Source organism: Stappia sp. (assembly GCF_965276915.1).
GTDB lineage: Bacteria > Pseudomonadota > Alphaproteobacteria > Rhizobiales > Stappiaceae > Stappia.
Genome location: NZ_OZ255709.1, coordinates 1 through 14,296, shown reverse-complemented (window position 1 = coordinate 14,296; position 14,296 = coordinate 1). Strand labels below are relative to the sequence as shown.

Annotated in this window: 10 protein-coding genes and 1 pseudogene; 7 read left to right on the top strand and 4 right to left on the bottom strand. The window is 61.9% G+C overall.

The genetic code is table 11. The features are described 5' to 3' along the window. Nucleotides 1–20: 20 nt before the first annotated feature. From ACQY46_RS00055 to ACQY46_RS00045, 3 genes are all read right to left on the bottom strand, one after another. A protein-coding gene (locus ACQY46_RS00055; protein ID WP_428698296.1) for an IS3 family transposase occupies nt 21–1,131 on the bottom strand; the annotation gives its coding sequence in 2 pieces (ribosomal slippage) (nt 21–879 and nt 878–1,131; 1,113 coding nt in all). Nucleotides 1,132–1,221: 90 nt separating this feature from the next. After that, on the bottom strand, nt 1,222–3,063 hold the full coding sequence (locus tag ACQY46_RS00050; protein WP_428697110.1) for a DUF3363 domain-containing protein: 1,842 nt from the start codon (nt 3,061–3,063) through the stop codon (nt 1,222–1,224). A gap of 898 nt (nt 3,064–3,961) precedes the next feature. Then, nucleotides 3,962–4,276: a zincin-like metallopeptidase domain-containing protein gene (locus ACQY46_RS00045; RefSeq protein ID WP_428698295.1), complete on the bottom strand. Its 315-nt coding sequence runs from the start codon at nt 4,274–4,276 to the stop codon at nt 3,962–3,964. Between the two features lie 187 nt (nt 4,277–4,463). Between ACQY46_RS00045 and ACQY46_RS00040 the strand changes: the two genes are divergently transcribed. From ACQY46_RS00040 to ACQY46_RS00025, 4 genes are all read left to right on the top strand, one after another. Further along, on the top strand, nt 4,464–5,069 hold the full coding sequence (locus ACQY46_RS00040) for a hypothetical protein (protein ID WP_428698294.1): 606 nt from the start codon (nt 4,464–4,466) through the stop codon (nt 5,067–5,069). 193 nt (nt 5,070–5,262) lie between these two features. After that, a complete protein-coding gene (locus ACQY46_RS00035; protein ID WP_428698293.1) occupies nt 5,263–6,501 on the top strand; it encodes a tyrosine-type recombinase/integrase in 1,239 nt (412 codons plus the stop codon). Beyond that, on the top strand, nt 6,498–7,445 hold the full coding sequence (locus tag ACQY46_RS00030; protein ID WP_428698292.1) for a tyrosine-type recombinase/integrase: 948 nt from the start codon (nt 6,498–6,500) through the stop codon (nt 7,443–7,445). The genes ACQY46_RS00035 and ACQY46_RS00030 overlap by 4 nt, the downstream gene beginning before the upstream one ends. After that, nucleotides 7,442–8,437 (top strand): tyrosine-type recombinase/integrase, encoded by a 996-nt coding sequence (locus ACQY46_RS00025; protein ID WP_428698291.1) that lies wholly within the window; start codon nt 7,442–7,444, stop codon nt 8,435–8,437. Before ACQY46_RS00030 ends, ACQY46_RS00025 begins: the two co-directional genes overlap by 4 nt. Here ACQY46_RS00025 and ACQY46_RS00020 read toward each other — a convergent pair. Next, the gene (locus ACQY46_RS00020) at nt 8,323–9,144 is read right to left on the bottom strand and encodes an ArdC family protein (RefSeq protein WP_428698290.1); all 822 of its coding nucleotides are present in this window, start codon (nt 9,142–9,144) and stop codon (nt 8,323–8,325) included. The genes ACQY46_RS00025 and ACQY46_RS00020 overlap by 115 nt on opposite strands. 639 nt (nt 9,145–9,783) lie before the next feature. On the opposite strand from ACQY46_RS00020, the gene ACQY46_RS00015 reads away from it, so the two are divergent. The 3 genes and pseudogenes from ACQY46_RS00015 to cas8c all read left to right on the top strand — a co-directional run. Continuing rightward, on the top strand, nt 9,784–12,066 hold the full coding sequence (locus ACQY46_RS00015) for a CRISPR-associated endonuclease Cas3'' (protein ID WP_428698289.1): 2,283 nt from the start codon (nt 9,784–9,786) through the stop codon (nt 12,064–12,066). A 565-nt stretch (nt 12,067–12,631) separates the two neighbouring features. Then, complete coding sequence (cas5c, locus tag ACQY46_RS00010; protein ID WP_428698288.1) at nt 12,632–13,297, top strand: type I-C CRISPR-associated protein Cas5c; 666 nt, start codon at nt 12,632–12,634, stop codon at nt 13,295–13,297. Further along, nucleotides 13,294–14,229: pseudogene (gene cas8c / locus ACQY46_RS00005) on the top strand (type I-C CRISPR-associated protein Cas8c/Csd1); the annotation flags it as partial. The gene cas5c and the pseudogene cas8c, both read left to right, overlap by 4 nt. Nucleotides 14,230–14,296: the final 67 nt, after the last annotated feature.

Below are 14,296 nucleotides of genomic sequence, written 5' to 3'. Positions count from 1 at the left end.
GCTCCCCTGAATGTACCCGTTCATAGGCTAGCGCTGTTCACGTTGTGGTCCATTCGTGACCGGGTTGCAAACTCGTTCGGGGTGAGCCCGTCGAGGCTCGTGTGGGGTCGGTTCAGGTTGTAGTCGATCCTCCATTCTTCGATGATCTCGCGGGCATGCCGGTAGTTGCGGAACAGGTGCTCGTTGAGGCACTCGTCCCTCAGCCTGCCGTTGAAGCTCTCCACAAAGCCGTTTTGCATGGGTTTGCCCGGCGCGATGTAGTGCCATTCGACGCTGCGATCCTGCTGCCAGGCGAGCATGGCGTTTGACGTCAGCTCCGTGCCGTTGTCGCTGACAACCATGCAGGGGTAGCCGCGCCGTTCGGCGATCGCATCCAGTTCGCGGGCCACACGTTCACCCGAGAGTGAGTTATCGACCACCGTTGCCAGGCATTCCCGGCTGAAGTCATCGATGACACACAGGATGCGGAAGCGACGGCCGTCGACCAGCGTGTCCGACACGAAGTCGAGGCTCCATCTCTGGTTCGGATCCTGCGGGATCGCCATCGGCGCTCGCGTGCCCAAAGCTCGCTTGCGGCCGCCGCGTTTGCGCACTGTCAGCCGCTCTTCCTTGTAGATTCGATAGAGCTTCTTCCAGTTCACCGCGATGCCCTCCCGCTTCAAAAGCAGGTGCAGGCGACGATAACCGAACCGCCGCCGTTCCGACGACAGCTCACGCAATCGCTGTCGAAGGCCGGCATCGTCCGGCCGGCTCGACTGGTAACGGAAGACGCGCGGCGCAATGCCAACCAAGGCACAGGCCCGCCGCTGAGAATAGTCCTTCATCTCGATTGCCCAACTCACGGCTTTCCTCCTGGAGTCGGGCGTCAGAAGTTTTTGTCAGCATCTCGCGGAGCGTCGATACATCCATCATCTGCTCTGCCAGAAGCTTCTTCAGCTTCGCATTCTCTTCCTCGAGCGCCTTCAACCGCTTGGCGTCTGATACGTCCATGCCGCCGTACTTCTTGCGCCAGGTGTAGAACGTCGCATCAGAGATGCCGTGCTTGCGGCACAGTTCAGCCGGCGTCATGCCCGCCTGATGTTCCTTCAAAATGCCGATGATCTGTTCTTCCGAGAACCGTGACCGTTTCATTGCCTGTCTCCTTCGTTGAGGAACAGGCTAACCCAAAATCGGGAACATCTCAGGGGAGCAGGTCACATCCAGTAAGGGATGCCATGCCACTCACATCCCGATGCCAATCCCGCGCTGCCGGCCAAAGGTCCATTCGATGCCTCCGGTGGTTCGGATATGGGCGCTGATGGTCTGGCCGATCCGCTTTTCCAGCATCGGCTCCCAGGGCACGAGATGGAACCGGAACCCGTCGTCGAGCATCGCGTAGCGGCCGCTGGCGAGATTGGCGGCGCCGACGAGCTTGCCGCGTGCTTCGTCTGCGATTTCCACCGTCGTGAACACTCGCTCTCTGGCCTTGGCTATCTTGCGCCCAACGCGAGCCACCTCCTGGCGTTCGAGCGTGCGCAGCATGCCCCGCGGAAAGGTGATGACGCCGTTTGTCGCATCCCGTGTGGCAATGCCCATCTCGACCAGTTTGAAGGTGCGCTTGTCGAGCGCTTGGGTAAGCTCCCTCCCGAAACCGCTGGGCACGAGCTTGGTCTGGTCGCCTGACGTGAGCTCGCGGTCGAGCCATGTGGCGCCGTCGCTGCCGATCTGCGCTTCAAGATCGAAAGCCGAAAGCATGCGCACGGTGAAGTCCTTGCCCCTGTTGCGGGTGTCATGGGCGAGGCCGCGTTCCGGCAGGTCGGGCGGAACCTTCCAATGGTTCTCGTCGACGCGCTCGACGTGCCCTGCCCGACGCAGCGCTTCGAGGCGACGAACATGGGACCGGATAAAGGCATCAGGATCCCCGCCGATGCGCTTGATCTTGTCGCGCGCCAGCTCCAGGTGGTGGCTTGGCCGGTAGATGCCGTTCTCGTCCGTGGCATCGCGGATGTTGATGTCAGCAGCTCGTGGCTCGGTCTTGGCCTGGACCGGCCCCAGGGCGACGATGTGGCCGTTGTCGATGTCATTGAGCCTTGCCGCGTCGACTGTCTCCACATAGTGGGTGCGGCCGTCGACCCCATTGATGATGACATGCAGCCGGTCGCTCATCTGGTCGCCGGCCAGCCCCTTGGCCAGCACACGGCCGATGATCGGTTCCTTGATGCTTGCCCCATGCATTTCGTAGCTGCCCGGTGATCGCTCTTCGGCCAGGTCATGGGCCGTCAGCGCCCGGTGCATGGTCTTGATGATGTCGTTGCGGATGCCAAGATCCCTCAGCGTCTTCTCGGCCTTGTCGGACAACGACCATTGTCCGGTGTCGATTTCTCCCGCCAGCCCCATGCGCTCCAGCTTGCGCACCCGGTCGATCAGCAGATAGCGGTTGGCGCGGATGGTGTAGCTGTCGCTCGCATTCGGATTGAGATCGACCAGGCCGTGGTCCCGTTGCTGGGAGATCAGCATCCGGTCGAGCCGTGTCAGCCGGTCGGCATCGATTTCCCTGGCGAGCTTTTGGGCAACCTCCCGCTCGCTCTGCGGGCCGAGTTCCAGCGTCAGCCGTTCCGATGCCCGGTGGCGGATGCCATAGGCGATGTAGTCGCCGGCGATGTTGAGGGTCTTGCCGTCCTTGGTCACGCCGTCGCGTTCGAGATTGCGCAGATGTGCATCGACCGCCTTGGCGCTGGTGACGAAGCTGCGGCCACCGCGGGCGCTGCGCCCTGCATTCAGCTTCACGACACGGGCCTTCGCGACGACACGGCGCGAGCGGAAGCGCATCCCGCCTTCATTGGGCTTCCAGCCGCTGCCTTCTTTGGGCAACGCTGCCGCCAGTTTGGAGCCGCGGCCGCGGGCGTTGAACCGGCCGCTCCCCCTTCCGGCCATCCGTCCGATGCGGCGCGGATCGCCGCCCGCCTTGCGCACCGCCATTTCCACCTGGCGGCGGAACGGGTTTCCGCCCGACTTGCCGCCGCCACCCCGGCTGTGCGGCGGTCCCGGCCGGACGCGGAAGATGTCATCGAAATCGTCTGCCATGAGAGCTGACCTGGGCCGACGGTTCCGAGCGTTCAAGGGCGAAAGCCGCGTGATCGCAGGTGGGCGGACATAAAGGCAAGAAGGGCGTAGCTGCCTGGCTTCAGTCTTTCAATGGCACCATACCAAGCCATTGAAACCACGAAGGAATCCGACTCTCCGGCACCATGCAGCCTTCTAATGGTGCCGGAATGGCACTAGGCGGCTGCTCAAAAAACAATGTGCAGACAATGACTTAACGACCAGCGGGAGTGCGAACGCGAGTTCGCTTTATCTTGCACTCCTGATCGGGTCCCTGGTGCGCGCGCCCCTTGTCATCGTCTTCTCACTCCGTTGGGCCGATCCGTCTCTTCGGGTACGCGCTTTTTGTCGCTTTGTCCGGCTGGCAAAGACATGCTGCAAGGGGGTTCAGTGCAATGCTCCAAGCTTGGTACGACGGGCTTCACGTGTTCTGCATCAAAGCCTGAAAGGGCATAGATCGGGGGATATCAGCGCGTCCACCTTGGAGAGGTGGCGGCAAGCAAGACGACGAAATTTGCTCCCTTATTGCGACGTCGCGAGGGCCGTTCGACGCGATAAAATCTCGGTTTTTTCTTCCTGTTTCTCCGGCTTCACAAGGGCCGGCACTCAGTTTGGCCTTCTGTTTGATCCTCGCTTTTGGCGGCTATGACATGCTGGCGACTGCACTCATATACTGGGCAAAGAGTCCGGCGGCGCGCCTTCCTGCTCGGGAACGACAAGGCGGTTGCATCCATATCGTGGCAGTTGGTTTCCCCCGACTTCCCGGTGGCCAGACGTATTCCTGGCGCGCCTCTTCTGCGGTGGAGAGGCGCGAAATTACCTCGCGCCGCGCCTTTGTGCGCACACCGATGCCAATGCGCACGGCTGGAGTGGGGCGGCGTCAAGCGGCCACTCTCTTTCCTTGCATTTGCAGGTCAGCCAGGAACTCTCTGGCCTTGCTGGCGGCAGATGCGGCGGCGAAGATCGCCTTGCGGTCGGCCTTCATGATCTGGAGCCAGTGCGTGATATAGGCCGCGTGATCGGGCCGAGGCTCTGCTGTGATCCCAAGATCGCCGCAGAGGAAGGCCGCGACAAGCTCTTCCATAGCGTAGGCGTCATCGCCGAAGCGATTGCCGAACTGCCGGTCGAGGCGGGGTGTTGCGCCCGACCAGTGGACCTTATGCCGATATCGGCATAAGGTCCATAATGCCGACACCCGGATTATGCCGACATCTGCTCCTCTGAGCCAGAAGCACTCGCCTGCGGCTCACTTGCGTCGGCATAATCAGAGGGATTCGAGTAAGGCGAGCAACTTGTCGTCTGGCGATCGCATTCGTGGGGTCGCCGCCGCAATGGTCTTTGGTACCCTAAGGTTTGTATCGAATTGGCAGAGGGCGATGCGGATGTCGGGATCACTTCAGCGGCAATGGCTCACCGACATTCTAGAAAGCGTTCCTTCTTTCGCATTCCTTGCGTTGCTGCGATCTAACGTTGACCTAGAAACAGCCGGTTGGATCGGTGCGACTCTGGCTGCAGCGGTGCTAATTGTTTTCCGAGCCTGCAAAGTACGCTTTAATCCGATCCTTTTGGGGATAAACATCCATCTTCTGCTCGTGACACCGATCATCGTAACGGTGTTCCGACTCGGGGCGTCGGAGACGGGCGAAACACTCACTCGCTACTCGTATCAGGGCGTGCTCATTACGATCTTCTTGGTTGGCCTCATGCTGACCTTCGTGTCACGGGAAGGCTTTGTAGGACACGAACGGCTTTCGAAGTCGTCCGTTCGAAAATATTCGGTCCTGCTCCTTCTTGCCACGCTGGCCGCGATAGCTTGGTCGTTCATTTACAGCAACGGAGCGCTGTTGGGCGTCGCCCTGCCGATTATCGCGCTATTTGCCTTACGCCGCTTGCTCATCGCACGATCGTTTGACAGCAACAACAGCGGAGTCGTCGCGGTCAGCGGTGGCGCAATGCTCACTTACGGCCCAGAAAACGACTCCAGCTAGATGATCCTGTAGCCGATCGCTTTGCCAAGCCTTTAGTGATGTTGTCACGAGTCCGCGGTGACGAATCTCTCCTCGGGTAATCCTGCATCGTATTGACGCGGGCTCGCCAGTCCATCCCGTGTAGTGATATGTAATTTGCGCTAAACGCAGAATGATCGCCGTCTCTCCTTGTTTGAAACACAAGGAGATCAGGATGACGCTCAATCGATACCGCTACTTCTACGCCTGTGCCTTCTCGATGTTCGAAGAACATCTCGTCGCCTTTGTCGATGAGATGGTCGAGCACGATCATGCGGAGAGCACGGTCAAAATCTACCTGAGCTGCATAAACGATGTTGCCAAGGCAATGGGTGCAGCCGGGATCGCGGCACGCGATCTCGATGAAACGCGAGCCGTTGAACTCGTCGCGGCTATGGGATGGATAAAATCCCGCGAAACCTATGCAAGGTTCATGATGAAGCGCTTCGTGCGCTTCCTCGCAGAGCGCGGCGTCCTGCGGGAGCGCCCAACTCTGTCGCCAAGAGAGGCGGCGCGATTGAAATTGCGGGCGGCCTACGAGGATTATCTTCGGCGCCAGCGGGGATTGAGCGAACGCACAATCATCGACAGTTGGCGGTTTGCAGAGCAGTTCCTCGACTTCCGCTTTCCCGACGCGGCCGATGATCTCGGGAACATATCCGCCGGGGACATCGCTCGCTTCCTGCAAGCGCGCGTCATCCGAAGGGCGCCGCGCGATAAGACCGTGCCGTCGCACTTGCGAAACTTCTTCCGCTACCTGTTCAAGGCAGGCAAGACGTCCACCAATCTGGCGAACGCCGTGCCGCGCGTAGCGCAGCGGTTCGGGACGCGTCTGCCGCGCCATCTCTCCCTCGAGCAGGTCGACTTGATTCTCGATGCTGTGCGCAACACTGCACCATGCAGCCTGCGCAACTACGCGATGGTCCTGCTGATGGCGCGTCTCGGTCTGCGTCCGCCGGAAGTTGTCGCCATGCACATCGACGATATTGACTGGCGCTCGGGAGAAATCCTCGTTCGTGGCAAGGGCGACAGACATGACAGGCTGCCGCTTCTGCCCGAGGTCGGAAAGGCGCTGGCCGATTACATCAAGCTGGAACGGGTGACCACGTCGCGATCGCTGTTCGTGATCAGCCGGCCGCCGCATCGCCCGTTCAAGAATGCCCAGGTTCTGAACGACATACTGGGCAAGGCGTATGACAAGACAGGGTTGAAGCCGCCTGCGCCCTATGTTGGCGCCCAGATCCTACGCCACAGCCTGGCGACCAATCTGGTTCAAAACGGCGCTTCGCTGGAGGAAATCAGCGACACGCTGCGCCATCGCTCCCGCACGACGACGATGCTTTACGCAAGGCTCGATGTCGAAGGCCTGCGCTCCATCGCCCAGTCGTGGCCAACCGCGGGAGGTGTGGCATGAGCACATTGTCTCAAGAACTCGACCGCTATCTCGCCGTCCGCCGAGGCCTCGGCTTTGAGCTGCGCACCGACGAACGAATCCTGAGACGCTTCATCGAATATGCAGAGAGTAAGCGCGTTGAATATGTGAATCCCGAGATATTCATGGGATGGCATGAGTCATTTGGCGTCGCCAACCAGCAAACTTGGGCGCACCGGCTCGGCATCGTCCGGATATTTGCGCAATGGCTCCATGGAATCGATCCCCGGCACGAGGTTCCGTCCCGTGACCTCATCCCAACCCGTCAACGTCGAAACAGACCTTACATTTATACGCCGGACGAAATCCGCGCCATCGTGGAGACCGCAGCGACATTGCCGTCGATCAATGGGATCCGATCGCTGACATATCCGGCCCTGTTCGGGTTGATCGCCGTTACCGGCCTCAGGATCAGCGAGGCACTCTCTCTCAACAGCGGCGATGTCGACATTGAAACGGGCGTTCTCACACTGCGGAAGGGAAAGCTCGGCAAGGCGCGACTGATTCCGGTCTCGAGGTGTACCACACTCCAGCTTGCTACTTACGCGAAGGAGCGGGATCGGCTGCTTGAGCGCAGTTCGCAGCCGTTCTTCGTCGCGGATCATGGCGAGCGGGTCAGCGACTGCGGCGCCAGATACAACTTTGCCGTGATCTGCCAGTCGCTCGGACTTCGGGAGCAGCAAAGGTTCCACAAGCATGGCCGTGGCCCGCGAATCCATGATCTGCGCCACACCTTTGCCGTCCGCACCATGCTGAACTGGTACCGGTCCGGCATGGACCCGGCCCGGGAAATGATCAAGCTGACGACCTATCTAGGGCACGCGAACCCCGAGCATACCTACTGGTACATAGAGGCGGTGCCGGAACTGCTGGCTCTGGCCTCGGCGCGTGCAGAGCACTCTTTAGCGCTGGAGGGGTACTCATGAGCAGATCGTTGCTTCCCTCGCTCGTACAGCAGTTCTTCACCGACCGGCTGTGCACCCAACTGAACGCCAGCCCGAACACGATCGCCGGCTATCGCGACACCTTCCGTTTGCTGTTGCGCTATGCCAGCGAGAAGAGCGGCAGACCACCGACAAAGCTGGCGGTCGAAGACATTGATGTCGAGCTCGTCGCCGACTTCCTCAGCGACATCGAAACGCGACGTGGCAATAGTGCTCGAAGCCGCAACACGAGACTCGCCGGCATCCGCTCATTCTTCCGCTTCGTGGCGATGAGCGAGCCGCGATACATGCTGCACTGTCAGAAGATACTGGCAATGCCCGGCAAGCGATATGTCCGGCGAACGGTCGAGTTCCTCGATCGCGGTGAAATCGACGCTCTCCTAGCTGCGCCGGATCGCTCGACGAGGATCGGCCGCCGCGACCATGCAGTCCTGCTGATCGCGTTGCAGGCGGGTTTGCGAGCCTCCGAGATTACGGGACTCCGGTGCTGCGATATCGTGCCCGGCACCGGGGCTCACATTTGCTGCGAGGGTAAGGGCCGCAAGCATCGCACCACACCGCTGCGACGGGAAACCGTCAAGGTGCTGGAAGCTTGGCTGAAGGAGCGGAGGGGCGCGGAGGACGATCCACTGTTCCCAAGCATTCGGGGAACGCGGCTCAGTCGCGACGCTCTGGAAGACATTGTACGTCGGCACGTGCTCACGGCGTCGAGATCGTGTCCGTCGCTGATTGGCAAACGGGTCAGTCCCCATGTGCTGCGCCACAGCACCGCGATGGAGCTCCTACATCATGGCGTCGACCAAACCGTTATCGCGCTGTGGCTTGGACACGAGAATGTCGAGACCACGCAGGTCTATGTTCATGCAGATCTGCGGCTCAAGGAGAAGGCATTGGCCCTGGTAACGGCCCCTGCTGCCAATCCGGGAAGATATCGGCCGGACGATAAGCTGCTCGCCTTCCTCGAATCCCTCTGATTATGCCTACACAAGTGAGCCGGAGGCGACCGCTTTCGGCTCACCGGAACAGATACCGGCATAATCCTGATAGCGGCATTATGGGTCAACTCGTGCAGAAGGACAGCGTACCAGCTTTCGGTGGCGGTGCTCGTCGTCGTGTCCTTGAAGCGGAAGCGGTCGGGCATGGTGATCGTGTCATGGGTACGGTGGTAGAAGGCGCTCTCGCCGCCCTCGGTGATGACCGCGCCGGTTGCGCGAATGAAGCGGTCCGCCGCCACGATGGGATCGATCGGGTCTGTCGTTTGATCGAGCTCCGGTGCGGTGTAGCCGTCAACCTGCGCGGCGTTGAAGACGTGGGATGCCTTCGCAACAAAGTGGCGGCTCTTGCCCTCATCGGCGTCGCCCTCTGCGACTTCGAGTTCCTTGTAGAAGACGATGAGGGAGGACTTCTCACCCTTGCGAACCTGTGCGCCGCGCTCCTGCCATTGGCGATAGGTTCCCCAAAACCCGTTGCTGAAGCTGCCGGTGATGGCTGCAGCCCAGAGTGCGACTGTGTTGATGCCCCGATAGGGCTTCCCGCTTTCCACATTCACTGGCTGGGTGATGCCCGAACCGGAGCGGTGCCAAGGCATTTCGGTCGGCCCTGTGCCGGTCTCGACGGCCGCAATGATCTGGTCGGTGATCGTCTGATGGATATCGACCCGTCGGCTGGCTTTGGCGGTCATGACCGTGTCTCCTCGTCTGTGTTCGACCGCGCCTGTCGCGGCCTTGACGGGGACGGATCAGCCGCCGGAGGACGGGCGGCGCACCCGAAGGGCGTTCCGCAGGAAAAGACGGGGAAGGCGCTGTTTTTTGGCGGACGGGGAATGGCGCAGCCAGGCGAAAAAACTGCGGCGATGCCGTTGCGCCAAGAACCGGCACCCGGCGGCACGTTCCTCGTGAATCAAGGTCGTGACTGCGCTGTACTTAGAACGGGGAGCGGAGACCGATCAGGCTTGAGCCATGCGACTTGGGATCGTTGCTCGTGCGTGACGGTCACGTTGCATCATCATGCCGATGCTGGAGGACGGGCGGCGAACTTGCGCTGCCATACCTCGATCAGGAACGGGCTGGCGGCATGAATGGAAAGGCGTCCCATCCCGGCATCAGTGCGGGCACAGCTCCATTCCAGCCAGGGAAACCTAAGCGAAAAACTCTAACCAAAAGCGATCCGGTTTGCGGGGATCAGAGCAAGGGGGCATGTTCGAAGAACACAACTGTTGTTTGGAGGTCGCTATATGGATTGACTTCTGACAAACTGTTGTAGTCTTGGTGCTATGAGTGCCTGTTCGCTTAATCATGTCTTTTGCCTCGAAGAGTGACCGATGTTCTTCGCCCATTCGTTGCCGGACAAGCCTGAGAGCCGCTGGCAACCTCTTGCCGATCACCTTGCGGAGGTTTCGCGGCTCGCCGCGCGGTTCGCCGAGCCGTTTGGTGCTTCTCGCGCAGCGACGGCAGCGGGGTTGCTGCATGACCTTGGAAAGTACAATCCGCAGTTCCTTGCCTATATCCGGGGGCAGTCGACAGGTCAGGGCAAGGGACCCGACCACTCCACCGCCGGAGCGCGCGAGATATTGAACGCCTTTCCGGGCGGGAGCGACCGCCTGATTGCCCAACTTGTTGCCCATGCCGTTGCCGGCCATCATGCCGGACTGGCCGACTGGGAGGGCGACGGAGGACTTTCCGAGCGCCTGAAGAAGGACCTGCCTCCGCTTGACCTTGCCTGGCAGCGGGAGCTTCCGCCCGGGCTCACGGTCGCTCTGGAGCGGGCGTTCAAGCCGCATCCCGACAAGGCCCGCCTTCCTTTCCAGCTATCTGTTCTGGGACGGATGATCTTCTCTTGCCTGGTCGATGCGGACTATCTCGATACCGAAGCTTTCTATGAGGCGGCGGAAGGCAGGGTGCCGGATCGCGACTGGCCCTTGCTTGCAGGGTTCAATGAAGAGCTTTGCGCGCGCTTCGACGCCCATATGGCGCAGAAGCAGACAAACGCGCCGGCGAACGACCTCAACCGGCTAAGAGCCGGTATCCTGACGCATGCAAGGGCCAGGGCCGCCCTGCCTCCGGGTCTGTTCACGCTGAACGTGCCGACGGGGGGCGGCAAGACGCTGGCCTCGCTCGGTTTCGCGCTCGACCATGCCCGCCTCCATGGTCTGTCGCGTATCGTCTATGCCATTCCTTTCACTTCCGTCATTGAGCAGACCGCATCGGTCTTCCGGGATGTGCTCGGTGACGAGGCAATTCTGGAACATCACAGCGCCATCGATGAAGATCGACCGGGCGGAGGGCGATCGGACGAGGGGCGAAACGGGCGCGACAAGCTGCGGCTGGCGATGGAGAACTGGGCCGCGCCCCTCGTCGTCACAACCAATGTTCAGCTTTTTGAGAGCCTGTTCGCTGCGCGCCCGTCACGCTGCCGCAAGCTGCATAATCTCGCCGGCGCGGTTATCGTGCTCGACGAGGCACAGACGATCCCGCTGCATGTGCTGCGTCCTTGCGTTGCCGTGCTTGACGAACTGGCGCGCAACTATGGCGCCACCATCGTGCTTTGCACCGCGACCCAGCCGGCGCTCGGCGCGTCCGCCCGCCCCGGGGCGCCGGGTTTCGAAGGCGGCCTCGAGCTGGCGGCGGACCGCGAACTGGCGCCCAATCCGGAGGATCTTCATCGCAGGCTCGGGCGAGTGACCTTCCGGCGGCAGACCGGGGGTACAACCGACGCCGACCTGGTCGGCGAACTGTCCGGGACAGGGCAGGGGCTCGTCATCGTCAACAGCCGCAAGCATGCGCTTGCGCTCTATCGCGAGGCTGCGGCTGCGAGGATGGAGGGGCTCGTCCACCTGAGCACCCGGCAGACAGCGGCCGATCGGCAGGAGATCCTCGCCGAGGTGCGCCGCAGGCTCGATCCGGAGAATCCTTGCCCTTGCCGGCTGATCGCGACGTCGCTGGTCGAGGCCGGCGTCGATATCGATTTTCCGCGCGTCTGGCGGGCGGAAGCCGGGCTCGAACAGGTCATGCAGGCGGCGGGGCGCTGCAACAGGGAAGGGCGAAAGCCCGTCGCCGACAGCATCGTCACCGTGTTCCGGCCGGCGGAGGCCGCGACCCCTCGCGAGATCGCGGGTTTCGCCAGCGCCATGGCGGCGGTGGCCGAAAAGCATGACGACTTGTTCTCGCTTGCTGCGGTCGAGGAGTATTTTCGCGAGGTTTACTGGCGCAAGGGCGAGGCTCTGGACCGCGAGGGGATACTGACCCTGTTTGCGATGAGCGGCGGCAGCCTTGATCTCTCCTATCGCAGCGCCGCCGAACGGTTCCGTCTGATCGAAGAGCGGATGGTGCCGGTAATCATCGACAGGGACAGCGAGACGCGGCGTGTGCTGAAGGCGCTTGAGGGCGGTCACGTGTCACCGGGCGGCGCGGCACGGGCCCTGCAGCGCCATCTGGTGCAGGTGCCGCGCCCTGACCGCGGCCGGCTCGTCGCCAATGGTCATGCGCGCATCGTCAAGGGGTTTGATCAGTTCGTGGTGCTCGCCACCCCGCATTTCTATACGCGCGAGACAGGCCTGGAGTGGGAGCGCGGCGACGAGCTTTCGCTTGACGGGGGTATTGTATAGTCGGAAGGTTAGTTCAGTTGCCGTTTCAGTTTTTTGATAGTGCGTTGCCGAAAAAGGGATTTTGACCATCTAGCTGTTCGCCTGACGGCTATCGGGACTGGCGCGCATTTGCATGCAGGTGAGCTTCTGATGCTGACATTGATCGAGTACGGCTTGGCAGTTTCTTACCGTCTGCGGATGGAGGTTGCCCGCTCGATGGTGAGCGGAATGGGTTGTTTGCGCTGAATTGCTGAGAGCGTATTCTATTGAAGTATGTACTGAGAATGCCTATCTTCCGACTAATGCGGCAGATAGGAGGTTCTCATGCGGTTGCCACCGGTTATGGATCGCGGTTTGTGGTTGAGACTGCTGGTCTGCGCGGGCCTAGGCTTGTTGCGAGGAGTGCCATTGCTATTGCGCGTGGTGGGCGCCCGGATGCTGCGAGTCCTTTGGGAGTCGTTTTCGGAGTGGGTAGGATGGTGATAAGCACACTACGGCCCGCCCTCCCCAAGGTCGCGTAGGTGATTCTGCGTGTGGATTGAAACAATAGAATACGTTCTCGATGGAGCAATAGGGAGGGCGGGCCATGCCGTTCGGAATCCATCTATTCGTATCCGGGCCTTACGCCTGTTTCACGAGGCCGGAAATGAAGGTAGAGCGCGTCTCCTATGACGTGATCACGCCGTCCGCCGCGCGGGGCATCCTGGAGGCGATTCATTGGAAGCCGGCGATCCGCTGGGTGATCGACGAGATCCGGGTGATGAAGCCGATCCGGTTCCAGTCGATCCGCCGCAACGAGGTCGGGGCCAAGGCGCCGGTCGGCAAGATCAGGTCTGCGATGAAATCCGGCCAGATCGGCGATCTCGTGCTGGTCGCCGACGAAAACCGCCAGCAGCGCGCCTCGACCGTGCTGCGCGACGTCGCCTATGTCATCTCCGCTCATTTCGAGCTGACGTCGAAGGCCGGCGCGGACGAGAGCGACGGCAAGCATCTCGACATCTTCAACCGGCGGGCGCGCAAGGGGCAGTGTTTTCACCAGCCCTGCCTCGGCACGCGTGAATTCGTTGCCGACTTCCGCCTGCTGGAGCCGGGCGAGGCGATGCCCGAGGCAATCGAGGAGAGCCGCGACCTCGGTTTTATGCTCTGGGACATCGACCATGCGGGGGGAGGTGGGAGCCTGTTCTTCCGGGCGAGGCTCGAGAACGGTGTCTTGCGCGTCCCGCCGCCCGGCTCGGTGGAGGTCCTGCGATGACGATCCTGTCCTCGCTTGCCGGTGCCTATGAGCGCATGCTGGTGCGCGGCGAGGTGCCGCCCTTCGGCTACAGTCAGGAAAAGATCGGCTATCTCGTCTCGCTGACCCCCGAGGGTCGGCCGGCTATCGATCCCGTCGACCTGCGCGAAGGCTCGGGGCGCAAACGCCAGCCTCGAATGATGGCGGTGCCGCAGCCGCCGAAGCGCACGTCCGGCGTCGCCCCCAACTATCTCTGGGACAAGACCTCCTATGTGCTTGGTGTGACCGCCGGTGCCGGAAAGCGTACCGGCCAGGAACACGCCGCCTTCATCGCCCGCCACCGGGAGTGGCTGGCCGGCGCGGAGGACCCGGGGTTGACGGCGCTGCTGGCCTTTCTCGGCTGGTGGGAGCCGCGGATGTTTGCCGATCTCGACTGGCCGGAGGAGATGAAGGATCAGAACATCGTCTTCGCGCTGGAGGAGGAGAGGTTGCGTGGCCTGTGCCTGCATGACCGGCCGGCGGCGCGGGCCGTGTGGGCGCGCCGGCAGGCGGACGAGGGTGCCACGCGGGCCATCTGCCTGGTGAGCGGGGAGAAGGTGCCGGTGGCGCGCCTGCATCCGGCGATCAAGGGGGTCTGGGGTGCCCAGTCCTCGGGGGCTTCCATCGTCTCGTTCAATCTCGACGCCTTCACCTCCTACGGCCACGAGCAGGGCGACAATGCCCCGGTGTCGGAGGCGGCTGCCTTCGCCTACGCCGCCGCGCTCAACCGCTTCCTGGAGCGCGACAGCGGCCACCGCATCCAGATCGGCGACGCCTCGACGGTGTTCTGGGCGGACGGCAGCGGCGCGCCGGTGGCGGAGGCGGTCTTTTCGGGGCTCTTTACCGAGGTTTCCGGCCCGGATGCGGACAGCGCCGTCAACGAGCCTGTCGAAGTGCGGAAAGTCGGCACGATCCTGGAGAAAATTCGGCAGGGCAAGCCCGTTGCCGATTTTCGTCCCGATCTGCCCGAAGGCGTGCGCT

Excerpts from the sequence above, each read along its gene's own strand:
- ACQY46_RS00020 (WP_428698290.1), bottom strand. The coding sequence starts at position 9,144 with ATGACCGCCAAAGCCAGCCGACGGGTCGATATCCATCAGACGATCACC.
- ACQY46_RS00040 (WP_428698294.1), top strand. The coding sequence starts at position 4,464 with ATGTCGGGATCACTTCAGCGGCAATGGCTCACCGACATTCTAGAAAGC.
- ACQY46_RS00030 (WP_428698292.1), top strand. The coding sequence starts at position 6,498 with ATGAGCACATTGTCTCAAGAACTCGACCGCTATCTCGCCGTCCGCCGA.
- ACQY46_RS00035 (WP_428698293.1), top strand. The coding sequence starts at position 5,263 with ATGACGCTCAATCGATACCGCTACTTCTACGCCTGTGCCTTCTCGATG.
- ACQY46_RS00015 (WP_428698289.1), top strand. The coding sequence starts at position 9,784 with ATGTTCTTCGCCCATTCGTTGCCGGACAAGCCTGAGAGCCGCTGGCAA.
- cas5c (WP_428698288.1), top strand. The coding sequence starts at position 12,632 with ATGCCGTTCGGAATCCATCTATTCGTATCCGGGCCTTACGCCTGTTTC.
- ACQY46_RS00025 (WP_428698291.1), top strand. The coding sequence starts at position 7,442 with ATGAGCAGATCGTTGCTTCCCTCGCTCGTACAGCAGTTCTTCACCGAC.
- ACQY46_RS00050 (WP_428697110.1), bottom strand. The coding sequence starts at position 3,063 with ATGGCAGACGATTTCGATGACATCTTCCGCGTCCGGCCGGGACCGCCG.